General features: G+C 71.8%; 27 protein-coding genes. 6 read left to right on the top strand and 21 right to left on the bottom strand.

Features of this window, described 5'->3' with window-relative positions; all coding sequences use genetic code 11:
* Positions 1-6 precede the first annotated feature (6 nt).
* From folK to ACSMTC_RS20990, 5 genes are all read right to left on the bottom strand, one after another.
* Positions 7-603 carry a 2-amino-4-hydroxy-6-hydroxymethyldihydropteridine diphosphokinase gene (folK, locus tag ACSMTC_RS21010; protein WP_436561251.1) on the bottom strand — a complete coding sequence of 199 codons (597 nt, stop codon included), beginning with the start codon at positions 601-603 and terminating at the stop codon, positions 7-9.
* Between the two features lie 46 nt (positions 604-649).
* On the bottom strand, positions 650-1,009 hold the full coding sequence (gene folB / locus ACSMTC_RS21005; protein WP_436564752.1) for a dihydroneopterin aldolase: 360 nt from the start codon (positions 1,007-1,009) through the stop codon (positions 650-652).
* A 226-nt stretch (positions 1,010-1,235) separates the two neighbouring features.
* Positions 1,236-1,733, bottom strand: a complete 498-nt coding sequence (locus ACSMTC_RS21000; protein WP_436561250.1) for a nuclear transport factor 2 family protein — start codon at positions 1,731-1,733, stop codon at positions 1,236-1,238.
* Positions 1,734-1,759: 26 nt separating this feature from the next.
* Positions 1,760-2,614: a dihydropteroate synthase gene (gene folP, locus ACSMTC_RS20995; protein ID WP_436561249.1), complete on the bottom strand. Its 855-nt coding sequence runs from the start codon at positions 2,612-2,614 to the stop codon at positions 1,760-1,762.
* A gap of 183 nt (positions 2,615-2,797) precedes the next feature.
* On the bottom strand, positions 2,798-4,642 hold the full coding sequence (locus ACSMTC_RS20990) for a phosphatidylglycerol lysyltransferase domain-containing protein (protein ID WP_436561248.1): 1,845 nt from the start codon (positions 4,640-4,642) through the stop codon (positions 2,798-2,800).
* Between the two features lie 455 nt (positions 4,643-5,097).
* On the opposite strand from ACSMTC_RS20990, the gene ACSMTC_RS20985 reads away from it, so the two are divergent.
* A complete protein-coding gene (locus tag ACSMTC_RS20985) occupies positions 5,098-6,279 on the top strand; it encodes an alpha/beta hydrolase (RefSeq protein WP_436561247.1) in 1,182 nt (393 codons plus the stop codon).
* Between the two features lie 118 nt (positions 6,280-6,397).
* A complete protein-coding gene (locus ACSMTC_RS20980) occupies positions 6,398-7,153 on the top strand; it encodes a ferritin-like domain-containing protein (protein WP_436561246.1) in 756 nt (251 codons plus the stop codon).
* 88 nt (positions 7,154-7,241) lie between these two features.
* On the opposite strand, the gene folE is transcribed toward ACSMTC_RS20980, so the two are convergent.
* The 6 genes from folE to dacB all read right to left on the bottom strand — a co-directional run bounded on the left by folE (position 7,242) and on the right by dacB (position 15,359).
* The gene (folE, locus tag ACSMTC_RS20975; RefSeq protein WP_436561245.1) at positions 7,242-7,847 is read right to left on the bottom strand and encodes a GTP cyclohydrolase I FolE; all 606 of its coding nucleotides are present in this window, start codon (positions 7,845-7,847) and stop codon (positions 7,242-7,244) included.
* Between the two features lie 103 nt (positions 7,848-7,950).
* A complete protein-coding gene (ftsH, locus tag ACSMTC_RS20970; protein ID WP_436561244.1) occupies positions 7,951-10,011 on the bottom strand; it encodes an ATP-dependent zinc metalloprotease FtsH in 2,061 nt (686 codons plus the stop codon).
* Between the two features lie 242 nt (positions 10,012-10,253).
* Positions 10,254-10,808 carry a hypoxanthine phosphoribosyltransferase gene (gene hpt, locus ACSMTC_RS20965; RefSeq protein ID WP_436561243.1) on the bottom strand — a complete coding sequence of 185 codons (555 nt, stop codon included), beginning with the start codon at positions 10,806-10,808 and terminating at the stop codon, positions 10,254-10,256.
* A 59-nt stretch (positions 10,809-10,867) separates the two neighbouring features.
* A complete protein-coding gene (gene tilS, locus ACSMTC_RS20960) occupies positions 10,868-12,052 on the bottom strand; it encodes a tRNA lysidine(34) synthetase TilS (protein ID WP_436561242.1) in 1,185 nt (394 codons plus the stop codon).
* Positions 12,053-12,467: 415 nt separating this feature from the next.
* A complete protein-coding gene (locus ACSMTC_RS20955; protein ID WP_436561241.1) occupies positions 12,468-13,670 on the bottom strand; it encodes a zinc-dependent metalloprotease in 1,203 nt (400 codons plus the stop codon).
* Between the two features lie 195 nt (positions 13,671-13,865).
* Positions 13,866-15,359 (bottom strand): D-alanyl-D-alanine carboxypeptidase/D-alanyl-D-alanine endopeptidase, encoded by a 1,494-nt coding sequence (gene dacB, locus ACSMTC_RS20950; RefSeq protein ID WP_436561240.1) that lies wholly within the window; start codon positions 15,357-15,359, stop codon positions 13,866-13,868.
* 76 nt (positions 15,360-15,435) lie between these two features.
* Between dacB and ACSMTC_RS20945 the strand changes: the two genes are divergently transcribed.
* Positions 15,436-15,927, top strand: a complete 492-nt coding sequence (locus ACSMTC_RS20945; protein ID WP_436561239.1) for an inorganic diphosphatase — start codon at positions 15,436-15,438, stop codon at positions 15,925-15,927.
* Between the two features lie 252 nt (positions 15,928-16,179).
* Positions 16,180-16,851, top strand: coding sequence for a biliverdin-producing heme oxygenase (locus tag ACSMTC_RS20940; RefSeq protein ID WP_436561238.1), 672 nt, complete (start codon positions 16,180-16,182; stop codon positions 16,849-16,851).
* Between the two features lie 227 nt (positions 16,852-17,078).
* Here the strand turns inward: ACSMTC_RS20940 and ACSMTC_RS20935 are convergent, their stop codons facing one another.
* The 3 genes from ACSMTC_RS20935 to ACSMTC_RS20925 all read right to left on the bottom strand — a co-directional run bounded on the left by ACSMTC_RS20935 (position 17,079) and on the right by ACSMTC_RS20925 (position 19,056).
* Complete coding sequence (locus ACSMTC_RS20935; protein WP_436561237.1) at positions 17,079-17,294, bottom strand: dodecin; 216 nt, start codon at positions 17,292-17,294, stop codon at positions 17,079-17,081.
* 108 nt (positions 17,295-17,402) lie between these two features.
* On the bottom strand, positions 17,403-18,359 hold the full coding sequence (locus ACSMTC_RS20930; protein WP_436561236.1) for an asparaginase: 957 nt from the start codon (positions 18,357-18,359) through the stop codon (positions 17,403-17,405).
* 73 nt (positions 18,360-18,432) lie between these two features.
* Positions 18,433-19,056 (bottom strand): RsiG family protein, encoded by a 624-nt coding sequence (locus tag ACSMTC_RS20925; RefSeq protein WP_436561235.1) that lies wholly within the window; start codon positions 19,054-19,056, stop codon positions 18,433-18,435.
* A gap of 384 nt (positions 19,057-19,440) precedes the next feature.
* Here ACSMTC_RS20925 and dtd point away from each other — a divergent pair, with 384 nt between their 5' ends.
* The gene (dtd, locus tag ACSMTC_RS20920; RefSeq protein WP_436561234.1) at positions 19,441-19,911 is read left to right on the top strand and encodes a D-aminoacyl-tRNA deacylase; all 471 of its coding nucleotides are present in this window, start codon (positions 19,441-19,443) and stop codon (positions 19,909-19,911) included.
* A gap of 31 nt (positions 19,912-19,942) precedes the next feature.
* On the opposite strand, the gene ygfZ is transcribed toward dtd, so the two are convergent.
* From ygfZ to ACSMTC_RS20905, 3 genes are all read right to left on the bottom strand, one after another.
* Entirely contained in the window at positions 19,943-20,938 is a 996-nt protein-coding gene (gene ygfZ, locus ACSMTC_RS20915) for a CAF17-like 4Fe-4S cluster assembly/insertion protein YgfZ (protein ID WP_436561233.1), read from the bottom strand.
* 10 nt (positions 20,939-20,948) lie between these two features.
* Positions 20,949-21,398, bottom strand: coding sequence for a Fur family transcriptional regulator (locus tag ACSMTC_RS20910; RefSeq protein WP_436561232.1), 450 nt, complete (start codon positions 21,396-21,398; stop codon positions 20,949-20,951).
* 113 nt (positions 21,399-21,511) lie between these two features.
* Positions 21,512-22,096 (bottom strand): heme-binding beta-barrel domain-containing protein, encoded by a 585-nt coding sequence (locus ACSMTC_RS20905; protein ID WP_436561231.1) that lies wholly within the window; start codon positions 22,094-22,096, stop codon positions 21,512-21,514.
* Between the two features lie 273 nt (positions 22,097-22,369).
* Here ACSMTC_RS20905 and ACSMTC_RS20900 point away from each other — a divergent pair, with 273 nt between their 5' ends.
* Entirely contained in the window at positions 22,370-22,732 is a 363-nt protein-coding gene (locus ACSMTC_RS20900; RefSeq protein WP_436561230.1) for a DsrE family protein, read from the top strand.
* Between the two features lie 4 nt (positions 22,733-22,736).
* Here the strand turns inward: ACSMTC_RS20900 and ACSMTC_RS20895 are convergent, their stop codons facing one another.
* From ACSMTC_RS20895 to ACSMTC_RS20880, 4 genes are all read right to left on the bottom strand, one after another.
* A complete protein-coding gene (locus ACSMTC_RS20895) occupies positions 22,737-23,009 on the bottom strand; it encodes a DUF3099 domain-containing protein (protein ID WP_436561229.1) in 273 nt (90 codons plus the stop codon).
* Positions 23,010-23,087: 78 nt separating this feature from the next.
* Positions 23,088-23,378, bottom strand: coding sequence for a DUF1416 domain-containing protein (locus ACSMTC_RS20890; RefSeq protein ID WP_436561228.1), 291 nt, complete (start codon positions 23,376-23,378; stop codon positions 23,088-23,090).
* 39 nt (positions 23,379-23,417) lie between these two features.
* Positions 23,418-24,251, bottom strand: a complete 834-nt coding sequence (locus ACSMTC_RS20885; protein WP_436561227.1) for a sulfurtransferase — start codon at positions 24,249-24,251, stop codon at positions 23,418-23,420.
* Between the two features lie 213 nt (positions 24,252-24,464).
* The gene (locus ACSMTC_RS20880; protein ID WP_370118893.1) at positions 24,465-24,545 is read right to left on the bottom strand and encodes an Ms5788A family Cys-rich leader peptide; all 81 of its coding nucleotides are present in this window, start codon (positions 24,543-24,545) and stop codon (positions 24,465-24,467) included.
* Positions 24,546-24,585 lie beyond the last annotated feature (40 nt).

Raw genomic sequence — 24,585 nt, 5'->3', positions numbered from 1 at the left:
GAGGCCTTACTCCGGCAACCGCAGCTGGATGTCCTCGCGCCGCCAGACCCCCGCGGCGGCCTCCTCGCCCAGCCCCTTCAGCAGGTCGGCGAGCCGGCCGTGCCCGGGCACCTCCCCGTCCGGCTCGGCGTCCAGCCAGGGCGCCAGCACGAAGGCGCGCTCGTGCGCCCGGGGGTGCGGCAGCAGCAGGTGCGGGTCGTCACTGGTGACGCCCTCGTACGCGAGGATGTCGACGTCCAGGGTGCGCGCGCCCCAGCGGACGGAGCGGACCCGCCCGAAGGCGTCCTCGACGGCATTGGCGCGCTCCAGCAGCGAGCTGGGCGGCAGGGTGGTGCGCAGCACGACCACGGCGTTGTAGTAGTTCGGCTGCTCGGCGGGGCCGCCGACGGCCTCGGTCTCGAACACGCCGGAGACGGCGGTGACGCGGATGCCGGGGGTGTCCTCCAGCGCGTCCACGGCGCCCTGCAGGGTCTCCAGGCGGTTGCCGAGGTTGCTGCCGAGGGCGATCACGGCGTGCCTCGGATCGTGCAGGGTCGAGTCGGCACTGTCGACTCGACGCTCCAGGTCGAAGGTGCTCGGCGGGGCGGTCGGGTCGGTGCTCATCGGTATCCCTCTACGGCTCGGGCTGTGGGACATTGAAGGGTACGCGTCATACGCGGCCCCGGTGAATGGTGACGGTCACATCGTCGAAGGGGACGGTGATCGGGGCGTCCGGCTTGTGCACGGTCACCTCGACCTCCTGAACCGCCTCGTGCTTGAGGCACTGGTCGGCGATCCGCTGGGCGAGGGTCTCGATCAGGTCGACCGGCTCGCCGGCGATGATCGCGGTCACCTCCTCGGCGACGAGGCCGTAGTGCGCCGTGCGGGTGAGGTCGTCACCGGAAGCGGCCGGGCGGGTGTCCAGGAACAGCACGAGATCGACCACGAAGGTCTGGCCCTCGATGCGCTCCCGCTCGAAAACGCCGTGATGGCCCCGGGCACGCAGGCCCCGCAGGGTGACGCGGTCCAGCAACTCACTTCTCCCACCTGGACGGGCCCCGCCCTGGGGGGCAGGGTGGCGGGCCGAATCGCCCGCCGGAATCGAATCTACCTGCGAGCCCCCGCGGACCTGGACCGTCCTACCCGGCACAACCACCCCTCACGCACGCCGGATCGGCGATTGACGTGAAGGTTGGGTGTCCGTCCGCGGAACGGGCGGGCCCCGGCCGGCCACCCCCTGCGGAGCCGGTCCGCGATCAGTCCTCGCCCTCGTCGTCTCCGCTGGTCAGGACGGGTGAGCCATGGTGCGACCAGAGCTTCCAGCCGTCCGCCGTGCGCCGGAACAGATTGGTGGAGACGACCTTTCCGCCGATCAGCGGACCGAGCTCGCCCTCCTCCTCGGCCTCACCGCCGGAGAGGATGTTCTCGGTACACGTGACAAGGGCCACATCGCCCTGCAGCTCGACCTCCACGTCGGTCAGGAAGAACTGGATGTACTCCGTGTTCATCATGATCAACATGTAGGAGCGGGTCACCTGGGCCCGGCCGCGCAGCACCGGCCAGCCGGGGTGGACGCAGATCACCCCGCCCTTGTCGTCGGCCTCACCCGCGCCCAGCCAGATGGACTCGACGGCCTCCAGATCACCGTTCTCCAGCGCCTCGTAGAGTGCCCGGTTCGCCGCCAGGACGGCCTCCCGGTCCAGCTCCGGCGCCGCCTCGCGGCCCGTGCCGCTCACCCTGCCGTCACCCGCCATGCTTCCTCCAGAGCCGTGCCAAGCCGCTACCCCCTCCTCGCCGCCTGCTGCCAGGCCGCGACCACTCGTACGGCGTCGGCCGTGCCGGCCACGTCATGGACCCGGACCGCCCACGCACCGGCCCGGGCCGAGAGCGCCGAGATCGCCGCGGTGGCGTCGTCCCGCTCCCTGACCGAGCGCGGCTCCCCGGTTTCCGGGTCGGCGAGCAGCGTACCCAGGAACCGCTTGCGCGAAGCGGCCACCAGCACCGGGCGACCGAGCGCGGTGAGCGCGTCGAGGCGGCCCAGCAGGGCCCAGTTGTGCTCGCTGGTCTTGGCGAAGCCGAGACCCGGGTCCAGGATCAGCTGCTCCTCCTTCACCCCGGCGGCCAGCAGCTCCTCCATCCGCTGCGCCAGCTCGGCGGCGACCTCGCCCACCACGTCCCGGTACACGGCCAGGCCGTCCATCTCCGCGGACTGGCCGCGCCAGTGCATCACCACGAAGGGGGCGCCGGTGTCCGCGACCACCTGGGCCATCGCCGGATCGGCCAGGCCGCCGGAGACGTCGTTGACCAGCCGGGCCCCGGCGGCCACCGCCTGCTCGGCGACACCCGCCCGCATGGTGTCGATGCTGACCGCCACCCCGGCCGCGGCCAGCTCACGGACCACCGGGATCACCCGCCGCAGCTCCTCCGCCTCGGTGACCCGGTGGGAACCGGGACGGGTGGACTCACCGCCGACGTCCACCATGTCCGCGCCGCTCGCGGCGAGCCGCAGACCGTGGGCGACTGCGGCGGCGGGATCGAGCCACATGCCGCCGTCGGAGAACGAGTCGGGGGTGACGTTGACGATGCCCATGACCGCACAGCGGTCGAGCTGGGGAAGCCCGGGAAGGTGGATCATAGGGCCATTATCGAGCCGTGCGAGGCCGGAAATGCGATGACGGCTGACAGATTCCAGAATCCGTCAGCCGTCATCGGTCATTCACCACCGGTCATCGGTGAGCCGTCATCGGCCATCCCTCACCGGCCGTCCCGCACCGGATGCCGCGGAGCCGGACCGCGGCTCCTGCGACACCCCGCCCGCTCACGCCGCCTCGGTCACCGAACCGAGCCGCGCCGCCTCCGGCATCAGCCCCTCGCGCTGCCGCTTGCGGCCGAACTTCGGCATGCCCAGCGTGATGAACGCCTCCGCCTGCATCACGGCGAAGCCGATCCGCGGCAGGTCCCGGGTCTGCGGGTAGACCAGGAAGCGCGGCTCCCAGACCGGCTGGAACTTGGCGTTGAACTTGTACAGCGACTCGATCTGGAACCAGCGCGAGAGGAAGACCAGCAGCCCGCGCCAGGCGCGCAGCACCGGCCCCGCACCGATCCGCTCGCCACGGGCCAGCGCCGAGCGGAACATCGCGAAGTTCAGCGACACCCGCTTGACGCCCAGGTTCGGGCTCTCCTGCAGCGCCGCCACGATCAGCAGCTCGTTCAGGCCCGGGTCGGCCGCGCGGTCGCGCCGCATCAGCTCCAGCGAGATGCCGTCCTTGCCCCAGGGCACGAAGTGCAGCACGGCCTTCAGGTCGTCGCCGCCCGGAGCCTCGCCCTCCTCCGGAGCCTTGTGGGCCGTGACCACCACACCCCCGTCGTCGCTCGGGTCGCCGAAGCGGCCCAGCGCCATCGAGAAGCCGCGCTCGGTGTCGGTACCGCGCCAGCGGGCGGCCGCGTCCGCGATGCGCCGCTTCTCCTCCAGGGTCAGCTCGGAGACCCGGCGCACCTTGCAGGAGTAGCCGTTGCGCTCGATCCGCTTCACCATCTGGCGGACGTTGCGCATGGCACGGCCCGACAGCGAGAAGGCGGAGGTGTCCACGATCGCCTCGTCGCCCAGCTCCAGCGCGTCCAGGCCCGCCTCACGGGTCCAGACCTCGCCGCCGACCTCGCTGCAGCCGACCACGGCCGGCACCCAGGCGTGCTCACGGGCCTCCGCCATGAAGACCTTGATCGCGCCCGGCCACGCCTCGACGTCACCCACCGGGTCACCGGAGGCCAGCATGACACCGGAGATGACCCGGTACGAGATCGCCGCCTTGCCGCTCGGCGAGAACAGCACGCTCTTGTCCCGGCGCAGCGCGAAGTACCCGAGCGAGTCGCGCGCCCCGTGCCGCTCCAGCAGCGCCCGGACCTTCTCCTCGTCCTCGGCGTTCAGCACCGGCTCCGGCTTCTCCGGACGCAGCGCCAGGTAGGCGGAGATGAAGGCCGTCATCAGGCCCAGCGCGCCGAGCGAGTACGCCACCAGGTCGGTGACCCGCTCGGTGTGGTACCGGACCGGGCCGTCGAAGCCGAAGAGGCCGTACACGGTCTCCTCCAGGCGCTGCGTGAAGGTCGGGTGCCCGATCTCGGAGCTGGGGTGGACGCTCACGATCACCATGCCGAGCAGCACGCTGAAGGCGCCCATGACCACCAGGTTGACCACGGCCCGCCAGCGGGTGCGCGGGTCGGCCTTGGCGTAGAACTCGCGGCGGTGGACCAGGATCACCACGAACAGCGCCAGCGAGACCACCGCCGGGCCGATCTGGTGCCAGCGCAGCAGGTGCAGCGCGAAGCTGACCGGCAGCAGCACCACGACCGCCCGCCAGGCGCGCCGCTTGCGACGGCGCAGCGCGTGCGCCAGCAGCACCAGCAGGGTGCCGACCATGAGGGTCCCGACCGCGGCCAGCGTGGTGGTGCTGCCCGGCAGCTGCCCGGCCCAGCTGTGCACCCGGGTGTGCCGGAGCCTCGGGAAGACGGCGCTGGCGATGTCCAGCAGACCGATCAGCAGACAGGCGTACCCGACGGCTCCCGGCAACCAGGCGCGGGGGACGGAGGCAGCTTGGCTGCGCAGCGTCTGCAGCCCCCGACGACGGGGCTGCTCGGGTGACGGCTCAACGGACACGGGAACGCTCATAAAAGCTCAGGGTAGAGGCTGGAACGGGCTGTCCTGTCACTCCGGGGGAGGAGCTGTGATAGACCTTCATGACTATTCCTTGGTCTGGCAATCCGTTCGTCAAGGACGCATCCCCGAACGGTAATCTCCCGGGGACACCCCTGCGGCACGGACGCCTCGGGGACAGGGACGCCGCCCGGCCGGCGGGTCCAGCGGGACGGCTGAACGCCCGGACGGCGGCGATGGCAGGTGGGTGGCCCAACGCCGACACGGCGCGCCACGGGGACGTCCGCACACGCGTCACACACGCTGGACGCCGCATTCTAGAGCTTCGGTTGCACCCTCCGCAGCGGGCGCGACGCGGCCGGTCCGAAGCCGTGACGGACCCCGGGCGGCGCAGCCCCACTGGCTGCCCCGAGTCCAGCGCCCCACGATGAACCCTGGCCCCACTGCTACCCAAGGGAGGGCGAATCCGGATGGAACTGACCAGCAGTGCGCTGGTGTACTCGCTCACCGCGCTGGCCACCGCCTCCCTGTTCTGCACCCTCTGGCTGTGGCCCCGGCTCGCCCGCCAGCACCCGCTGCCGATGCTCGGCCGGGTCGGCCTGCTGACGGCCGTTCAGCTCTCGGTCCTGGCGGTGCTGGCCCTGTCGGTCAACAACTCGTACGGCTTCTACACCTCCTGGAACGACCTGCTCCACCCGGGCGGCGCGCCGCTGGCCCTGGCGGGCTCCGAGCGCCCCAAGGGCGCCGCGCCGAAGAGCGGCGGCCTGGTCCGGCCGACCACCGAGGGCGGACTGGAGACGATCAAGGACCTGCCGCAGGGCAGGCCCGAGGAGGTCGGCCGGGTCGACTCCGTCAAGGTCACCGGGACCGAATCCGGCCTCCTGGACCAGGTGTTCATCTACCTGCCGCCCGAGTACTTCATCCCCCGCTACTCCCGGATGCGCTTCCCGGTGCTGCTCACCCTGGCCGGCTACCCGGGCCCCTCGCTGCATCTGATCGAGGGTCTGCGGGTGCCGCAGACCGCCTGGGAGCTGGAGCGGACCGGCCGGACGGCGCCCACCGTGATCGTGATGGCCCGCCCGACCGTCGCCCCGCCGCGCAACACCGAGTGCGTGAACGTCGCGGGCGGCCCGCAGACCGAGACCTGGTTCGCCAGGGACCTGCCGGACGCCCTGCGCGCCAGCTACCGGCTCAGCCGCTCGGCCGCCTCCTGGGGGGTGCTCGGCTACTCCACCGGCGGCAGCTGCGCGCTGCGCCTGGCCATGCGCCACCCCGAGGTGTACGCCGCCGCGACCGGCATGCACGCCGACTACCAGGTGCCCGACGACCACTGGACCGACGGGGACCTGTTCGGCGGCAACCAGACCGACGCCCAGCACAGCGACCTCAACTGGCGGCTGCGGAACCTGCCCGCCCCCAGGGTCTCGCTGCTGGTGGTGAGCACCAGGGCGGAGGGGGACTTCGCCCAGACCCAGGCGTTCCTGGCCAACGCCAAGCGCGTCGCCGACGCCGACCCGGAGTTCCGGGTGGACTCGCTCGTCCTGGACGACGGCGGCCACAGCTTCGAGACCTGGCGGCGCGAGCTGCCGTCCGCGCTGGAGTGGATGAGCGACCACCTCAAGACGCCGCAGGACCGCGAGCCCCGCCGGTAGCCGCCCGGGGAGCGCTCTCCCCCGGCCGGGTGATTCCGCCGCCGGCCACCCGCCTTGGGGCCGCCGCCGGGGAACGTCTCCCCGCCGACCGCAACCCCAGCACGCGCCAGGAGGCCAGATGCTCGGCTCCCGATCGCTCTTCGACGAGATCTACCGGAACGACGAGGCCTACCGCCTCTTCTGCAGCATCGCGGCCGGTGGAGAGGACCAAGGCGGCTGGGAGAACGAGCGGATCCAGTCGCTGACCACCGATCCGGTACTGGCCCCGAAGATCGGCCGGCACGGCGCCGACGAACGCAAGCACGGCCGGATCTTCACCCAGCTGCTGCACCGGCGCGGCCTGGACAAGGTGGCCGTCCCACCGGACACCGACTACTGCATGCTGCTGGAGCGCAGGGGCTTCGGCCTCTCGCACGAGCGGCTCGCCCTGGACGTCCCGCTGACCGACCGCGAGATCATCACCTACCTGGCGCACAGCCGGGTCACCGAGCAGCGGGCCGCCGAGCAGATGCGGCAACTGGTGAAGGCGTACGGAACCAACCCCGAGCTGGCCAGAGCCATGCGGATGATCTCCGCCGACGAGGACAACCACCTCGCGTACTGCCACGAGGAACTGCTCCGCCTCACCGCCCAGGGCCACGGCCCGTACATCCGGCACGTCCTGGACCGCACCGCCCGCGGCGAGATCCGCACCCACCGCGACGTCGGTCTCGCGGTGCTGGGCGCGATGGGACGGATCCTGGGCTGGCCCCGCTGGCAGCGGGCCGTCCTGATCGCCGGTGTCCAGGCCCTCTACCTCTACGACCTCACCCTCGGCCGCCGCCGGATGGTCCGCCTCCGCATGCCCGCCAAGCGCAACGCACTCGGTGCCTGAAGCGGGGGCCTGAGAGGCCGGGGCGCGGGCGCCGCCGATCATCCGCGTACGCGGGGCGGAAGGCCCCGCGCCCCGGGGGCGGTGCGCCCTACCGTCCGATGATCAGGCTCATCGCCTCGGCACGCGTGGCGGGATCCCGCAGCTGCCCCCGTACCGCCGAGGTGAGCGTCTTGGCCCCGGGCTTGCGGATGCCGCGCATCGACATGCACATGTGCTCGCACTCGATCACCACGATCGCGCCGCGCGGCTCCAGGATCCGCATCAGCGAGTCGGCGACCTGGCTGGTGAGCCGCTCCTGCACCTGCGGACGGCGGGCGTAGACGTCCACCAGCCGGGCGAGCTTGGACAGCCCGGTGATCTTGCCGCTGACGGAGGGGATGTACCCGACGTGGGCGACGCCCTGGAACGGGACCAGGTGGTGCTCGCAGGTGGAGAACACCTCGATGTCCTTCACCAGCACCATCTCGTCGTGGCCGAGGTCGAAGGTGGTGGTCAGGACGTCCTCGGGCTCCTGCCAGAGGCCGGCGAATATCTCCTTGTAGGCACGCGCGACCCGAGCCGGGGTCTCCAGCAGGCCCTCCCGGTCCGGATCCTCGCCGACCGCGAGCAGCAGCTCCCGCACCGCCTTCTCAGCCCGTTCCTGGTCGAACGCCCGGACCGGCACGGGCTGGTCGAGAGTCACCGGGTCGATCATGCGTGCCTCGCTTGTGGTCGTCGTACGGAAGGTCCCAGCAGCACGGATGCCGCGCCTCCAGGGTACAAACCCCGGTGACGCGGCATCCATTCCGTACAGGTACTCAGCTCTCCGTCGAACCGTCACCGGCGATCGGGGGCAGCTTCATGATGTCCACCTGGGTGGTCTCCGCGGCGGAGGCGGCGATGCCGTTGGTCAGCGCCAGCTCCTTGGGCGACTGCACCGGCGGGCGGGTGGACGGCGTACGGCGGGAGGAACCGGTCCAGGCCGGACGGGCCGGGCGCTTCACGATCGGAGCGAAGATCTCGGCGATCTGCTCCTTGTTCAGCGTCTCCTTCTCCAGCAGCTCCAGGACCAGGTTGTCGAGCACGTCGCGGTTCTCGACCAGGATCTCCCAGGCCTCGTTGTGCGCGTTCTCGATGAGCTTCTTGACCTCCTCGTCCACCAGCCCGGCGACCTCTTCCGAGTAGTCGCGCTGGTGGGCCATCTCGCGACCGAGGAACGGCTCGGAGGAGTCCGAACCGAACTTGATCGCGCCGAGGCGCTCGCTCATGCCGTACTGGGTGACCATCGCGCGGGCCGTCGCGGTGGCCTTCTCGATGTCGTTCGAGGCGCCGGTGGTCGGGTCGTGGAAGACCAGCTCCTCCGCCGCGCGCCCACCCAGCATGTAGGCCAGCTGGTCGAGCATCTCGTTACGGGTGGTCGAGTACTTGTCCTCGTCCGGCAGGACCATGGTGTAGCCCAGGGCCCGGCCGCGGGACAGGATGGTGATCTTGTGCACCGGGTCGGCGTTCGGAGAGGCCGCCGCGACCAGGGCGTGACCGCCCTCGTGGTACGCGGTGATCTTCTTCTCCTTGTCGGACATGATCCGCGTGCGCTTCTGCGGACCCGCCACGACGCGGTCGATCGCCTCGTCCAGGATGCCGTTGTCGATCAGCTTCTTGTCCGAGCGGGCCGTCAGCAGGGCGGCCTCGTTCAGGACGTTGGACAGATCGGCACCGGTGAAGCCGGGGGTGCGCTTGGCGACGGCCGAGAGGTCGACGTCGGGCGCGATCGGCTTGCCCTTCTGGTGGACCTTGAGGATCTCCAGGCGGCCCTGCAGGTCCGGGCGGTCGACGGCGATCTGCCGGTCGAAGCGGCCGGGGCGCAGCAGCGCCGGGTCCAGGATGTCCGGGCGGTTGGTGGCGGCGATCAGGATCACGCCGCCCTTGACGTCGAAGCCGTCCATCTCGACCAGCAGCTGGTTGAGGGTCTGCTCGCGCTCGTCGTGGCCACCGCCGAGGCCCGCACCGCGGTGCCGGCCGACGGCGTCGATCTCGTCGACGAAGATGATCGCCGGAGCGTTCGCCTTGGCCTGCTCGAACAGGTCACGGACGCGGGAGGCGCCCACACCGACGAACATCTCGACGAAGTCGGAACCGGAGATCGAGTAGAACGGCACACCCGCCTCGCCCGCGACGGCGCGCGCGAGCAGGGTCTTACCGGTACCGGGCGGGCCGTAGAGCAGCACACCCTTGGGGATCTTGGCGCCGACGGCCTGGAACTTCGCCGGCTCCTGCAGGAACTCCTTGATCTCCTGGAGCTCCTCCACCGCCTCGTCCGCACCCGCGACGTCCGCGAAGGTGGTCTTCGGGGTGTCCTTGGTGAGCAGCTTGGCCTTGGACTTGCCGAACTGCATGACCCGGGAGCCGCCGCCCTGCATCTGGTTCATCAGGAACAGGAAGACCAGCACGATGATGACGATCGGCAGCATCGACAGCAGCAGGCTGACGAAGGTGGACTGCTTCTCGGGGGTGATGGTGTAGCCCTCGGGCAGCGCGTTCTTGTCGCCCGAGTTGATCTGGCCCTGCAGGGTGTTGGCCACGGCAACGCCCTGGTCGCCGACGTACGACGCCTGGAACTTGCTGCCGGACGGCACCCGGCCGCCGGTACCGGCCGAGGGCAGCTTCGCGCCGTCCTTCAGCTGGATCTTGATTGTGTTCGAGTCACCAGTAGTGATCTGCGCCGACTTGACCTGCTTGGCGTCGATCGCCGCGACGACCTGCCCGGTGTCCACCGTCTTGTAGCCGTTCGAGTCCGAAACGACCTGCATCAGCACGACAACGGCAAGGACGGCCAGCACGATCCACATGATCGGCGCACGGAAGTATCGCTTGACGTCCATCCATGCGGGGCGGTGACGCCCCGTCCCTCCTGCCACTCAACGGCGCTGCTCGGCTGTCGGCCGACGGCGCATCCGGTATGTGCTCATGAGAAGAGCGGTTAATTGGACCGTACCGCAGCCACCCCCGCTCACGACGAGAGCTGGGCGACACGACGTATTTTCCTACCCCCGCTCAACGGGTGGGAACAGCGACCTGTTCCCACCCGTCGCCCGAACGGTGTCAACCGTCCGGCAGCGGCCGGTCAGCCGCCGTAGACGTGCGGGGCCAGGGTGCCGATGAACGGCAGGTTGCGCAGCTTCTCCTGGAAGTCCAGGCCGTAGCCGACGACGAACTCGTTCGGGATGTCGAAGCCGACGTACTTGACGTCGATCTCGACCTTGGCCGCGTCCGGCTTGCGCAGCAGGGTGCAGACCTCCAGCGAGGCCGGGTTGCGCGAGCCCAGGTTGCCCAGCAGCCAGGACAGGGTCAGACCGGAGTCGATGATGTCCTCGACGATCAGCACGTCCCTGCCGGCGATGTCGGTGTCGAGGTCCTTGAGGATCCGCACCACGCCGGAGGACTTGGTGCCCATCCCGTACGAGGAGACCGCCATCCAGTCCATCGTGACCTGCGAGTGCAGGGCCCGGGCGAGGTCGGCCATGACCATCACCGCGCCCTTGAGCACACCGACGATCAGCAGATCCCGCCCGGCGTAGTCCCGGTCGATCCGCTCGGCCAGCTCAAGCAGCTTGGCGTCGATCTCGTCCTTGCTGATGAGCACCTTCGCCAGGTCGGCGCCCATGTCGTTCTGATCCACCGGGGATACGTCCTCAAACGTTCGGGGTCCTGTTTCGGCGACGGCCCCGCGACCACTGCTCAGCTGTCGCTCTGTCGCCGAAAGACCAGCGTGCCACACCTTCGGGTGACCTCGACGCCCCCGGGTAGGTGTAGCGGGCCCTGACCGCGCCAACCGGTGACCAGTTGGTCGACCGTCTCCAGGTGCCGGGCGAACAGGTCACCGCCCGGGCAGCCCGCCCGCAGCGCGGCCCGGCGCAGCACCCGGCGGCGTACGGCGGGCGGCAGTTCGGCCAGTTTGCCGGCGTCCAGTGTGCCTTCGCCCGTACGGAGGTCGCGCTCCGCGAGGGCCGCCCACTGATCGAGGGCGTCCGCGTCGTCGCGGAACAGCCGGGCGGTCCTGGCCAGCGCCTCGACCACCCCGGTCCCCAGGTGCTTCTCCAGCACCGGCAGCACCTCGTGGCGGACCCGGGAGCGGGTGTAGGCCGGGTCGGAGTTGTGCGGGTCGTCCCAGACCGGGATGGACTGCGCCGCGCACGCCTGGCGGGTGGCGGCCCGGTCCAGCTCCAGCAGCGGCCGGCGGTAGCGGCCCTTGTGCGCGGGCATCCCCGCCAGCGACCGGGCGCCGGAGCCTCGGGCCAGGCCCAGCAGGACGGTCTCCGCCTGGTCGTCCCGGGTGTGCCCGAGCAGTACCGCGATGGACCGGTGGCGCTCGGCGGCGGCGTCCAGCGCGGCGTATCTCGCGTCCCGGGCGGCGTTCTCCGGGCCGCCCTGCTGGCCCACCTGGACCGGGATCACCTCGACCGGGTCGAGGCCCAGCTCACGCAGCCGGTCGGCGACCTGTTGGGCGCGCTCGGCGGAGCCCGGCTGCAGGCCGTGGTCGACGGTCACGGCCCCGACCCGCAGGCCCAGCTTGGGCGCCTCGAAGGCGGTCGCGATGGCCAGCGCCATCGAGTCGGCGCCGCCGCTGACCGCCACCAGCACCAGCGGGGAACCCGGTGCGGCAGGGGTGCGGGGCAGTCCGGAGGGGTGGCGGCGGGCGTTTCCGATCAGCCGGGTGGCGGCCGGGCCGCTGCCGGCCAGGGCGGCGGGGGGACCGCCGGCGCTGGTGGCGGCGGTCGCGGTGCTGGTGACGGTGACCGGCGCGGACGCGGGGCGGGTACGGGGAGCCGGGGCGGTGAGGCTCACGCCGGTCTCGGCGGCGAGCTCGGTGAGGGCACGGCGGACGGCGAGACGTATCGCCGCGACGGCGGGGTGTGGGCCCACGGTGAGGCACTCCTTGGCAGCTGAGGGACGGAGCGGGGCGGTGAGGGGGCCGGCCGGGCGTGACACCCTGTCAGCTATCGGTCACCAGGTGCTCACAGATGGTCGCAGAATCCGGGCATCGGCTACGCCACCCGCGCCACCGGTACGACCACGGTCCCACGTACGGGTGAATGCAGAAACGTTCCTGCACCCCCGCCAGTACGCCTGCACCACCCATGTGGGCTCCCGAACGCCCGCGCACCCTCCGGCCGCGGCACCGCGCGGGCGGATGCGCCGGCACGCCACCCGGGCACGCCGCACCTCGGCGCGGGCGCGCGGCACCGCGCGGGTGGCGGTGCGTCCTCGGAGCGGGCCGGTTCCGCGGGCTTCCGCGCCACCGGGGCGCACTCCGGCCGACCGGCCGTCCCCGGGCCGGTCAGCCGGTGACCCGGGCGACCCAGGCGGCGGGGTCGTGGATCTCCTCCTTGGTCGGGAGGGTGTTCGGGGAGGTCCAGACCCGGTTGAAACCGGCCATCCCGACGCGGTCCACCACGTCCCGGACGAAGACCGCCCCGTCCTGGTACTGGCGCAGCTTGGCGTCCATGCCGAGCAGCCGCCGCAGCATCAGGTCGAGCCGTCCCGTCCCCCGGTCCCGCCGCTGCTGGAACTTCTCCCGGATCTCCGCGACGCTCGGCACCACCTGCGGGCCGACCCCGTCCATGACCACGTCCGCGTGGCCTTCGAGCAGCGACATCACCGCCGTGAGCCGGCCGAGGATCTCCCGCTGCTCGGGTGTCTGGACCAGGTCCAGGAGCGTGGCGGGCGCCGAGCCGTCACCCCGGCCGCCGAGGCCCGGCAGACCGCCGCCGACGGTGTCCCTGACCCGTTCCAGCAGCGCGGCCGGGTCCACGTCGGTCTGCGCCAGGAAGGACTGCACCTCGGACTGGATGTGGTCGCGCAGCCAGGGGACGGCACTGAACTGGGTGCGGTGGGTCTCCTCGTGCAGGCAGACCCAGAGGCGGAAGTCGTGCGGGTCGACGTCCAGCTCGCGTTCCACGTGCACGATGTTCGGCGCCACCAGCAGCAGTCGGCCGGGGCCCGGCGACAGCGGCCCGGACTCGGGCCGGGAGCCGTCCTCCGCGAAGAGCCCGGCCGGGCTGTCCGGGGCCACCGGCGCCTCGGAGCCGCTCCCGGGACCGAGCGCGGCCGGGGCGAAGGTCTCGTACTGGCCCAGGACCTTGGTGGAGAGGAAGGCGAGCACCACGCCGACCTCCACTCCGGTCGCCTTCTCGCCGACCGAGCCGAACAGGGCGGCACCGGCCGAGTCGCGGCGGCGCGCCTGCAGCTTGTCCACCAGCGGCTGGACGATCGTCCGGAAGCCCGCCACGTTGGCCCGCACCCACCCCGGGCGGTCCACCACCAGGACCGGCGTGCCGACGGCCGAGACCAGACTGCTGGAGCGCATCCCGGTGTACTCGCGTACGTGCTCCTCCGCCGCCAGCGCGTGCCGGTGCAGCTCGGAGACCACCTCGCGGGCCTGTTCCCTGGTCACCTCGGGACCCGGTCGGGCCAGCCGGGTCGCCGTCGCGACCGCGAGTTCCCAATCGACCATGTCGGCACCGCTGCTCGCGCTCGTCATGCCATCACCGTACGTGCTCACGGCGGCCGAGGGGAGACAGTCGCGGCCCGTCCCCGAGTGGCCGGTCGGCCGGACGACGGCGGAGGAGCGCGCGGTCCGGCGGCGGCGCATACCGCCGCCCGGGGCGCAAGGGCTCCGGGGTGGCCGCCCGAACGCGCCGGGCGCTCCGCATGCTTCCCCGCGCCCCCGGAGGTCCTACCGGCAGCCGCAGGCGGCCAGGCGGGCGACCGCGCGGTCGGTGGCGGCGCGGGCGGCGGCACCGTCGCTGACGCTCTTGTTCATGAAGGCGAAGACCAGCACCCGGCCGTCGGCGTCCACCACCGTGCCGGCCAGGGTGAAGACGCCGCTGTCGCCGAGGGTGCCGGTCTTCGCCCGGACGATCCCGGCCGCGTTCTGCGCCCCCGAGGAGGCACCGAACCGGGAGCGCAGGGTGCCGGTGAAGCCGGCGATCGGAAGACCTGTCAGCACCGGTCGCAGTTCGGGGTGTTCGGGGGAGGCGGCGACCGAGAGCAGCTTGGCGAGGACCAGCGGTGAGATCAGGTTGCCGGTGTACAGCCCGCTGCCGTCGTTGATGACGACCCCGTCCATCGGCACGCCCAGCTTCTGCAGGGTCTCGGTCACCGCGGCCACCCCGCCGTCGAAACTGGCGGGCTTGTGCGCGGCGAGGGCCGCCTGGCGGGCGAGGGCCTCGGCGAGGGTGTTGTCGGAGGTAGTGAGGGTCCGCTCGACCAGGCGGGGGATGGTCGGCGACCTCACCTCGGCGAGCTGCTGCGCGCCCTGGGCCGCGGTGACCTGCGTCGCCTTGCCGTCCACCGTGATGCCCTGGGCCCTGAGGAGCCCGGCGAAGGTCTCGGTCGCCTGGTCGGCCGGGTCGGTGTAGCGCGAGGGGGCGTCGATGGTGGCCGTCGGGTCGACCTTGCCCTCGTCGGCCATGAGCGGGGTCACCGGGGCGATGTTGGCGTAGTCGTTCTCCTTGTGCAGCAGCGGACCGCTGTAGAGCGAGGTGTCGTAGCCCAGCTTCACCGTGGGGGTACCGGCGGCCTTGAGGGCGTCGGCGGTCTGCCGGGCCAGTTCGGTGAGCGAGGCCGGGGCGGACTCGGCGTCCACCGGGAGCCCGCCGACCTGGACCCGGTCCTGCGGCAGCACGGAGAGGGTCGGGTCGCCACCACCGACGAGGGTGATCTCGCCGGGGGCGGCGCCCTTGACGACCCTGGTGGAGATCCGGGCGTCGGCCGGGAGCAGCGCGAGGACGGCGACGGCGGTGAGCAGCTTGGTGGTGGAGGCGGGGGTGGCGGGCGTGGTCTCACCGGAGCCGTAGAGGAACTGACCGGTACTGCCGTCGGCGATGGCGAAGTTCAGCGTGCCCAGGCCCCTGTCCTGCAGCACCTGTGCCAGGTCGCGCTGGAGACCCGCCGTGGTCGGCAGCGTGCCGGGCCCGGCCACCGGGGCGGCGAGCACCGGACCGCCGGTGGCGACCGCGCGCGGGGCGGCGTCCGGCGGAGCCTGCCGGTTCGCGGGGGACGCGGTGCCCGCACCGTCGGCCGCGGCCCGGCTTGGGCCCGCCGCCGGGGAGGGGTGGGCGGAGGCCTGTTCCGGGCCCGTGACCAGCCCGCCGAGGGCCAGGGCCGCACCCAGCACCCCGGCGACCGCCGTCCTGCGCCCGCGTCCCGCCCCTGCACTTCGCTGCACCGACCCGCCCCTTTCCTGAGCACACCCCACCGTAGGAGACACTTGGATTCTGTCAGTCCCTACCTTGGAGGAACCGTTGGAGTTCGACGTCCTGATCGAGATCCCGAAGGGCTCGCGGAACAAGTACGAGGTCGACCATGAGAGCGGCCGGCTCCGCCTCGACCGCATGCTCTTCACCTCGACCCGCTACCCGGCCGACTACGGCTACGTCGAGGGCACCCTGGGCGAGGACGGCGACCCGCTGGACGCCCTGGTCCTCCTGGAGGAGCCGACCTTCCCGGGCTGCCTGATCAAGTGCCGCGCGATCGGCATGTTCCACATGACCGACGAGGCCGGCGGCGACGACAAGCTGCTGTGCGTCCCGGCGACCGACCCGCGCTGGAAGCACCTGGCCGACATCCACGACGTCCCGGAGTTCGACCGCCTGGAGATCCAGCACTTCTTCGAGGTCTACAAGGACCTGGAGCCGGGCAAGTCGGTCGAGGGCTCGCACTGGGTCGGCCGTGAGGAGGCCGAGGCCGAGATCAACGCCTCGATCAAGCGCCTGGAGGAGCAGGGCGGCCACTGAGCCCCCAGCTCACCGGTCTCGCCTCCCGAGACCGCCTGCCGGGGCGAGCAGCACTGCTCGCCCCGGCTTTTTGCTGCCCGCGCAGCCACGTCCGCCCCTTATCTACGGTTTCCAGGCTTTCGCCGGGTTTTTCGCACCTTCCCCGAGCAGCTCCGGCGGGGCACACTGGGCAGGGGAGTTTTCCCGACACCGTGTCGGCAAGATGCCGGCCCGGGAGCACCGCCCCGCCCACCGACCGGACCGGAGGCCCGAATGCCCAGCCACGAGCCGCCCACCGCCTTCTCCGCCGTGCTGCGCTCCGCCAGCAGTGCGGAGCACGAGGCCGCCGAGCAGTCCTCCTTCATGTCGCACCTGCTCACCGGCCGGCTCGGCCGCGATGCGTACGCCGAGCTGTCCGGGCAGCTCTGGTTCGTCTACCGGGCGCTGGAGGGCCGGGCCGCCGAGCTGGCGCGGCATCCGGTGGTCGGCCCGTTCATCGACTCCGCGCTGTTCCGTACGGCCGCGCTCGAACGCGATCTGGAGCACCTGCGCGGCCCCGGCTGGCGGTCCGGGCTCACCCCGCTGCCCGCCACCGCCGCGTACACCGCCCGGATCGAGGAGCTCGCCGCCGACTGGCCGCACGGCTACCTGGCCCACCACTACACCCGTTACCTGGGCGACCTGTCGGGCGGTCAGATCATCCGCGGCATCGCCGAGAAGACCTGGGGCTTCGAACGCAAGGGCGCCGGCGTCCACTTCTACGTCTTCGAGGAGGTCGGCAACCCGGCCGCCTTCAAGCGCGACTACCGCGCCAGGCTGGACGCCGCCGGGCTCGCCATGGACGAGGTCGAGCGCCGCCGGGTGGTCGACGAGTGCAAGCGCGCCTTCACCCTCAACAGCGCCCTGTTCGCCGATCTCGACACCCGCTACCCGCTCAGCGCCTGAGACCGACCGGCAATAGGGAGCGTGGATCAAGGAGCGGGGCGAGAGCCGAGTCTGGGCGTGCATCGTGAGGAGAGCGCAGCGGCGCTGCGCGCGACGAGGGATGTGCGTCCAGGCGAGAGCTATCGGCACGCGACGCCGCGGGCCCGCTCGCCCCGTACCGCCGCCCAGCGGCCGAACCCCCGTCGGGGCGCCGCCGTTGACCGCGGGTCGGGCCGCGGCGGCAGGGCTCAGTCCTCGGCGTCCAGACGGAAGCCGACCTTGAGACCGACCTGGTAGTGCCCGATCCGCCCGTCCTCGATGTGTCCGCGCACCTGGACCACCTCGAACCAGTCCAGGTTGCGCAGCGTCCGGGCAGCCCGGTTGATGCCGTTCTGGATCGCGGCGTCGACACCCTCCTGCGAGGAGCCGACGATCTCGGTGACGCGGTAGATGTGGTCGCTCATGGCGGTCTCCTGGGTACCTGAGTGGCGGCACGGCTCCCCCGCTCCACCGTGCCGCACCAGGACCCGGCCCGCACCCGGGAGGGCCCCGGGGCGGCTCTCACCGGCCCGTCAGAAGGCCGCCCGCACCTCGCCGACCACCGCGCCCCCGCCGTGCAGCGGCTCGGCGCCGATCCGGTCCAGCACCTCGTGCCGGACGCCGAGCCGCCGCAGCGCCTCGGCCAGCACCGGTCCGCGGGCCCGCTCCGCACCGTCGTCGATCTTGAAAGCGAGCGCCTGTCCGTCCGGCAGCGCGACCACCTGGACGGCCTCGGCACCCATCTTGGACAGCGCCCCGGGCACCGCCCGCATCAGCCAGGTGTCGGCGCGGCGGGTACCGGCGACGTACTCGGGGTGGGCGCGCATCGCGTCGGCGACCCGGCGCTGCACGGTGCCGGGCTCGGCGAGCAGCAGCGCGCGGTAGGCGCGGGCCAGACCGGTGAGCGAGACGGCCAGCAGCGGGGCGCCGCAGCCGTCGACGCCCAGGTGCGCCGGGGTCTCGCCGGTGGACTCCGCCAGGGCCTCCCGGGCCAGCTGCTGGATCGGGTGCGCCGGGTCGAGGTAGCTCTCGGTGTCCCAGCCGTTGGCGACGCAGGCGGCCAGCCAGCCGGCGTGCTTGCCGGAGCAGTCCATCATGATCGGGCTGCGGCGTCCGCCGCTGCCGAGCAGCTCCTCCGCCTCGACCTGGTCGAGCGGGAGCTCGGCGGGGGTCCGCAGGGCGTCCTCGGTGAGCCCGGCACCGCGGAGGATCTCCCTCACCGCATCGCGGTGAAACGATTCCGCGGAGTGGCTGGAGGCCGCGAGCGCGAGCAGCTCCCCCTCGATCGCCAGACCGGCGCGCAGGGTCGCCACGGCCTGGAACGGCTTGGCGGTGGAGCGGGGGAAGACCGGGGCGTCCGGGCGGCCGAGCGCCAGCCGCACCGAGCCGTCGGCCGCGAGCAGCACCAGCGAGCCGTGGTGACGGCCCTCGACGAAGCCGGAGCGTATGACCTCGGCGAGGACGGGCAGGGCGGCGGCAGACTGCGACATCGGTGAAGCTCCACGGTGAGGGTGGCCAGGCGGGGAAACGTGTGCGCCGGCCGCCTCCGTCCCGTCCCGCGGATCAGCCGTCCGCGAGCAGGTCCTCGACCCGCGCCTCCCCTTCACGGTACCTGCGGGTGATCTCCGCACTGCAGCCGTCCGCCGTGCGCTGCAGAATCTGTCGCCGACCCGAGACCTGGCGCTCGTGCTCGGCCAGCCGCTCGACGGCGGCCAGCAGGTCGGCGGTGGGGCGGGCGGCCAGGTCGGCCAGCTGGACGTCCCCGATCAGGGCGTCGGCCTCGCGCCGGTACCGCTCGCCGCGCGGCGTCCCGAGCGTGACGTGCCGGGCCGGGCGGCGGACGACCGAGGGCGGGTCGGCGAGGATCGCCGGCAGCCGGTCCAGCAGGGCCACCGACTCCGCGCCGGCCTCCGGGTGGGCGCCGTGTCCGAGGACCGTACCGGCCGCCGGGACGGCGGGGTGCACCCGGCGCCGTTCGAGCTCGGCCTGCAGGATGTCGAGCCGGCCCTGCAGCAGCCGGCGGAGGTACGAGAGGTCGGCCTCCTGCTCCTGGGCGTCCCGGCGGAGCGACCGCAGCTCCTCCAGGTCCAGCCCGGCGAGGTCGCACTCCGCGGGGCCCTCCCACACCTTGGCGCCCGGCTCGGCGTACCCGTACGGCTGACCGTGGGCCGTGCTGCTCGCGTCCATCACCAACCACCTACCGCTGTCCTGGTCACGCTGTCCGATCCCGCCCCGGGCACCTCGTCCGGCCCGTGCCCGCACGCTGCCGCTCTGGGGCACGCCTAGGCGCCCCTGCGGGGTTCCCCCGGGGCGCCGCTACCACCCGTCCGGGTTATCCGGCCGGAACGCGGGCTCTGCCGTTCGAACACGACGGATCCGCGCCTTGCTACGCCCACAGCGTGCCACCCCGGCCCCGCCGGTGCACCGACCTGCCACCCGAACGGCCCTCTGGCGAACAGGGGTGGCTGATACGAAGAGAGCAATCCGCAGGCAGCACCAGGTCGCTACCGGCGCGCGTTGCTAGACCCCGGCGCGCGCCGAGGTGTTGTGCGCCTCCGGCACAATGGCGGCATGCGAGCAGTGGTGCAGCGAGTGGCCGGGGCCAGTGTGACGGTGGACGGCGAGAGCGTCGGATCGATCGACGGACCGGGGCTCTGCGTCCTGGTCGGTGTCACCCACGACGACACCCCCGCCAAGGCGGCCCAGCTGGCCCGCAAACTCTGGACGCTGCGCATCTTCGACGGCGGCGGGGACACCGGCCCGGAAGGCGAGCGCGCGAGTCAGAGCACCGAGCGGTCCTGTTCCGACCTGGGCGCCCCGCTGCTGGTGATCAGCCAGTTCACGCTGTACGGGGACGCCCGCAAGGGCCGCCGCCCCACCTGGAACGCCGCCGCCCCCGGCCCGCTCGCCGAGCCCCTGGTGGACGCCGTGGTGGCCGAACTGCGGACGCTCGGCGCCAAGGTGGAGACCGGCCGGTTCGGCGCGGACATGAAGGTCGCGCTGGTGAACGACGGTCCGTTCACGGTACTGCTGGAGGTCTGACCGCCGCTGTGGCCACCCGCGCGGCCCGGGACTACTGCGGGACCACGACCTCCTGCGCCGCCGGCACCGTACCGGCCAGCAGCTGCACGTCCACCGGCACGTTCCGCTTGACGATCGCCAGGGCGATCGGCCCCAGCTCGTGGTGGCGCGCCGAGGAGGTCACGAAGCCGAGTGCGCGCCCCTGCGGGTCGCTCGCCAGCCTGACCTCACTGCCGTGCGGCGGCAGCGTCTCCTCCAGGCCGTCCAGGTGCAGGAAGACCAGGCGGCGCGGCGGGCGGCCGAGGTTGTGCACCCGGGCGACCGTCTCCTGGCCCCGGTAGCAGCCCTTCTGCAGGTGCACGGCGGTGGTCAGCCAGTCCACCTCGTGCGGGATGGTGCGGTGGTCGGTCTCGAAGCCCAGGCGCGGGCGGTGCGCCTCGATCCGCAGCGCCTCGTACGCCCAGATCCCGGCGGCCGGACCGTAGCCGGCGGTGAGCTTCTCCAGCTGGTCGCGCGGCACGAACAGGTCGCGCCCGTACGGGCCCTGGGCAGAACCGCCCGGCGACAGCTCGCGGACGGCGGCGGCCCCCTCGGCGGAGGCGGTGGATCCGTGCGGCAGGTGCACCACCGCGTAGTCGGCGGTCGCGTCCCTGACCTCGACCCGGTAGAAGAACTTCATGCTCTCCAGGTACGCGACCAGCGCCTGCTGGGTGCCGGGCTCGACGTGCGCCCAGACCGTGCTGCCGTCGTCCACCAGGTAGAGGGCGTGCTCGACGTGCCCGTGCGGGGAGAGGATCAGCGCCTCGGTGGCCTGCTGCGGCGGGAGCTGGCTGACGTGCTGGGTGAGCAGCAGGTGCAGCCAGGACAGCCGGTCCTCGCCGGTGACGGTGACCACGCCGCGGTGCGAGAGGTCCACGAAGCCCTCGCCTGCGGCCAGCCGCCGCTGCTCGGGGAAGATCTCGCCGTAGTGGGCGGCCACACCCTCGTCGGGGCCCTCGGCGGGGACGGCGCCGGGCAGGGCGAGCAGCGGGCTCTTGGTACCGGTCATACCGGTCAGCTTACGGCCGTTCCCGCGGCAGCTTGGCGGTGCAGTCGGCGCAGCGGCCGAAGATGGCGAAATGCTTGAGGTCGGTGTCGAATCCGTGCTCCTCGCGCAGGCTCTCGATCAGCGGCGCGGCGATCGCGGTGTCGGTCTCGGTGATCCCGTCGCAGTCCCGGCAGACCAGGTGCAGATGGGTGTGCCGGCCGGCCAGGTGGTAGGTGGGCGCGCCGTGGCCGAGGTGGGCGTGCGAGACCAGCCCGAGCTCCTCCAGCAGCTCCAGCGTCCGGTACACGGTGGAGATGTTGACCCCGCTGGCGGTCTTCCTGACCTGGCAGAGGATCTCGTCGGGCGTGGCGTGGTCGAGCACGTCGACCGCCTCCAGCACCAGCTGGCGCTGCGGGGTGAGGCGGTAGCCGCGCTCACGCAGGTCGGCCTTCCAGTCGATGGGAGTGTCGGTGTTCGCCACGGTGCTGCCCCTGCCCGGTTCGAGGTCGTGAGACAAGTGTAGGGACCGGCCGTTCGGCCGGTCCCTGTCTTGCACGCCGTACGTCGGTACTCCGCGTACCCGGTGGACGGGGCTCAGCGGAAGAAGGCGATGCCGTCGTCCGGGAGGTCCGCGATGTCCTGGACCAGCTTGGCCGGGTTGAGCACCTTCTTCAGCTGCGCCGACATGTACGGCCGCAGCGGAACCTCGGGGGCGGCCTTCTCGCCGACCCAGAGCAGCTCCTCCTTCACCAGACCGTAGAGCCGCTTGCCGCCGCTGTACGGGGCCGCGCCCTCGATCCGGGCGACCGCGTCGGTGGCGAGGTCGATCTGCGGCTTGCCGTCGTGCAGCTTGCCGTACCAGATCTCCACGGTGCCGTCGTCGCGGACCGAGGAGAACTCGATCTCACGCTCGCCGCTGGTGCCGTGCTGGTTGGTGGTGACCCGCCAGAAGCCGTGCTCGCTCTCCAGCGGACGGACCTTCTCGCCCTCGTTGTTCAGCACCCAGGTGCGGGAGCGGAACTCCAGGAAGGGACGGCCGTCGTGCCGGAAGACGAGCTCCTGGCCGAAGTTGCACTTCTCCGTGCCGGGGAAGTCGTAGACGCCCGCCCCCTCCCAGGTACCCAGGAGGAAGGCCAGCGGGACGACGTCCTTGTGGAGGTCGGAGGGAATCTCGATCATGTTCCTGGTCGCTGTCGTCGGGGGTGGACTCGACTTCAACCGTACGGCAGCCGGGATCAGCGCTGACCCTGGTACAGCTTCATCACGGAGAAGATGGCGAACCAGGTGATCAGGACCGCCATGAGAGCAAGCAGGCAGTCGAAGAAGATTTCGAGACCGGTCACGGGACGCTCCCAGTAGCGGGGAAGGCGGACAGTACGACGGCGCAGAGTCTATCCGCCGCCCTTCGCCGGGTCTCGGTGAGCCCCGACTTCCCGTCGCTATGGTGGCGTCATGACGAAGAAGCTGGTCATCAAGGTCACAGCCGGGGCGGACGCGCCGGAGCGCTGCTCCCAGGCGTTCACGGTGGCGGGGGTCGCCGTCGCCAGCGGGGTCGAGGTCTCGCTCTGGCTCACCGGTGAGTCGTCCTGGTTCGCGCTGCCGGGACGGGCGGCGGAGTTCGAACTGCCGCACGCCGCACCGCTGCCCGACCTGCTGGACTCGATCCTCGCGGCCGGCACCGTCACGCTCTGCACCCAGTGCGCGGCCCGGCGGGACATCACCGAGAAGGACACCCTGGACGGCGTCCGGATCGCCGGTGCCCAGGTCTTCGTCAGCGAGATCATGGCCGACGGCGTCCAGGCCCTGGTGTACTGACGCCTCAGGGGCGCTGCTCGTGGTCCGGGTGGTCCCGGTCGTGGCCCGGCTGGTCCCACCTGGGGTCGTCCCAGCGCGGATCGTTCCACCAGTCGTCGTCCGGGTCGCGCTTGTTGGCGAAGACGGCGGCGAGCGGCGGGATGACCATGGCCACCAGGCACATCCCGATCGCGGCCGGAAGCGACCAGAACCGCACCACGCCCCACGCCAGGACGAACATGCCGATGCAGATGCCCATCATGACGAAGTAGCGGACGTGGCGCCGACGTGCCTGCACGTCTCCAGGGTATGGCCGAGGGCCCCCGCCGTGGCAGGGGCCCTCGGTGCGTTCGCCCGTGAGTCGGGCAGGACCGCGTCAGACCGCGATCGGAACCTCGGTCTGGGCGCCGAGGGAGGCGACCACCACGCGGTCCACGGTCGCGCCCGGTACCAGCGCGCGCAGCGTCCAGGTGCCCGGACGGGCAAAGAAGCGGAACTGACCACTGGCCGAGGTGGGCACCTCGGCGGTGAAGTCGCCGTTCCCGTCCAGCAGTCGGACGTAGCCGTGCACCGGCTCGCCGTCGCGGGTCACCGAACCCTGGATGATCGTCTCCTTGGCCACGTCAACTCCTGCCAGGTCCGGGCCGCCGGCCTTCGCACCGCACATGTCTGTCTCTCCTCCGCTTACCGGTGTCGGGCCGGGTGATCAGTTGCCGAGCTCGATCGGCACGCCGACCAGGCTGCCGTACTCGGTCCACGAGCCGTCGTAGTTCTTCACGTTCTGCTGGCCGAGCAGCTCGTGCAGCACGAACCAGGTGAGCGCCGAGCGCTCGCCGATCCGGCAGTAGGCGATGGTGTCCTTGGCCAGGTCGACGCCCTCGGCCGCGTAGAGGGCCGTCAGCTCCTCGTCGCTCTTGAAGGTGCCGTCGTCGTTGGCGTTCTTGGCCCAGGGGATGTTGCGGGCGCTCGGGACGTGGCCCGGGCGCTGCGACTGCTCCTGCGGGAGGTGCGCCGGGGCGAGCAGCTTGCCGCTGAACTCGTCGGGCGAACGGACGTCGACCAGGTTCAGGTTGCCGATCGCGGCCAGCACGTCGTCACGGAAGGCGCGGATCGAGCTGTCCTGGGCCTTGGCGCGGTACTCGGTCGCCGCACGCTGGGGCACCTCGACGACCAGCTCGCGGGAGTCCAGCTCCCACTTCTTGCGACCGCCGTCCAGCAGTCGGACGTCGCCGTGTCCGTACAGCTTGAAGTACCAGTAGGCGTACGAGGCGAACCAGTTGTTGTTGCCGCCGTAGAGCACCACGGTGTGGTCGCCCGCGATGCCCTTGGCGCTGAGCAGCGCCTCGAAGCCGGCCTGGTCGACGAAGTCGCGGCGGACCGGGTCCTGGAGGTCCTTCTTCCAGTCGATCCGGACGGCGTTGCGGATGTGGTTCTTCTCGTACGCGGAGGTGTCCTCGTCCACCTCGACGATGACGACCTTCGGGTCGTCCAGGTGGGCCTGGACCCAGTCGGCGTCGACCAGGACGTCGCTGCGGCTCATGGGATTCTCCATCCGGGGGCGGTTGGCGGAAGGCTGCTTGAGGAGGTGCTCGACTGCGCCCCGTCCGCACATCTGTCCGGATGGCGAGACGAGGGTGTTGCGGATCGCGCCGTGCTCAGTTCGGAGGATGCCGGCGGCTCTGGGCGGCAGAGTGCCAGTTCAGGCCGGGGGCAAGGGATTGGGCGGGCCGGGAGTACCGGCCGGAACGCCCGGTCAGCGCATTCGACACAGGCAGGCGGCCACGCGGCACAGGTCTACCGCCCGCCGCTTGGTGAGTTCCGCCTGTCGCTTCATGCCGACGATGCTAGGGACAAGGCCCGCCCGCTGTCACCAG

Origin of the sequence: Kitasatospora sp. HPM-01-4 (genome assembly GCF_051374625.1) — a bacterium.
Classification (GTDB): domain Bacteria; phylum Actinomycetota; class Actinomycetes; order Streptomycetales; family Streptomycetaceae; genus Kitasatospora.
Note: the sequence above shows the minus strand (reverse complement) of the source record. Positions and strands in the feature narration are given on the sequence as shown.

Excerpts from the sequence above, each read along its gene's own strand:
- folK (WP_436561251.1), bottom strand. The coding sequence starts at position 603 with ATGAGCACCGACCCGACCGCCCCGCCGAGCACCTTCGACCTGGAGCGT.
- ACSMTC_RS21000 (WP_436561250.1), bottom strand. The coding sequence starts at position 1,733 with ATGGCGGGTGACGGCAGGGTGAGCGGCACGGGCCGCGAGGCGGCGCCG.
- folP (WP_436561249.1), bottom strand. The coding sequence starts at position 2,614 with ATGATCCACCTTCCCGGGCTTCCCCAGCTCGACCGCTGTGCGGTCATG.
- ACSMTC_RS20990 (WP_436561248.1), bottom strand. The coding sequence starts at position 4,642 with ATGAGCGTTCCCGTGTCCGTTGAGCCGTCACCCGAGCAGCCCCGTCGT.
- ACSMTC_RS20985 (WP_436561247.1), top strand. The coding sequence starts at position 5,098 with ATGGAACTGACCAGCAGTGCGCTGGTGTACTCGCTCACCGCGCTGGCC.
- ACSMTC_RS20980 (WP_436561246.1), top strand. The coding sequence starts at position 6,398 with ATGCTCGGCTCCCGATCGCTCTTCGACGAGATCTACCGGAACGACGAG.
- folE (WP_436561245.1), bottom strand. The coding sequence starts at position 7,847 with ATGATCGACCCGGTGACTCTCGACCAGCCCGTGCCGGTCCGGGCGTTC.
- ftsH (WP_436561244.1), bottom strand. The coding sequence starts at position 10,011 with ATGGACGTCAAGCGATACTTCCGTGCGCCGATCATGTGGATCGTGCTG.
- ACSMTC_RS20955 (WP_436561241.1), bottom strand. The coding sequence starts at position 13,670 with ATGACGAGCGCGAGCAGCGGTGCCGACATGGTCGATTGGGAACTCGCG.
- ACSMTC_RS20940 (WP_436561238.1), top strand. The coding sequence starts at position 16,180 with ATGCCCAGCCACGAGCCGCCCACCGCCTTCTCCGCCGTGCTGCGCTCC.
- ACSMTC_RS20935 (WP_436561237.1), bottom strand. The coding sequence starts at position 17,294 with ATGAGCGACCACATCTACCGCGTCACCGAGATCGTCGGCTCCTCGCAG.
- ACSMTC_RS20930 (WP_436561236.1), bottom strand. The coding sequence starts at position 18,359 with ATGTCGCAGTCTGCCGCCGCCCTGCCCGTCCTCGCCGAGGTCATACGC.
- ACSMTC_RS20925 (WP_436561235.1), bottom strand. The coding sequence starts at position 19,056 with ATGGACGCGAGCAGCACGGCCCACGGTCAGCCGTACGGGTACGCCGAG.
- dtd (WP_436561234.1), top strand. The coding sequence starts at position 19,441 with ATGCGAGCAGTGGTGCAGCGAGTGGCCGGGGCCAGTGTGACGGTGGAC.
- ygfZ (WP_436561233.1), bottom strand. The coding sequence starts at position 20,938 with ATGACCGGTACCAAGAGCCCGCTGCTCGCCCTGCCCGGCGCCGTCCCC.
- ACSMTC_RS20905 (WP_436561231.1), bottom strand. The coding sequence starts at position 22,096 with ATGATCGAGATTCCCTCCGACCTCCACAAGGACGTCGTCCCGCTGGCC.
- ACSMTC_RS20900 (WP_436561230.1), top strand. The coding sequence starts at position 22,370 with ATGACGAAGAAGCTGGTCATCAAGGTCACAGCCGGGGCGGACGCGCCG.
- ACSMTC_RS20890 (WP_436561228.1), bottom strand. The coding sequence starts at position 23,378 with ATGTGCGGTGCGAAGGCCGGCGGCCCGGACCTGGCAGGAGTTGACGTG.
- ACSMTC_RS20885 (WP_436561227.1), bottom strand. The coding sequence starts at position 24,251 with ATGAGCCGCAGCGACGTCCTGGTCGACGCCGACTGGGTCCAGGCCCAC.
- ACSMTC_RS20880 (WP_370118893.1), bottom strand. The coding sequence starts at position 24,545 with ATGAAGCGACAGGCGGAACTCACCAAGCGGCGGGCGGTAGACCTGTGC.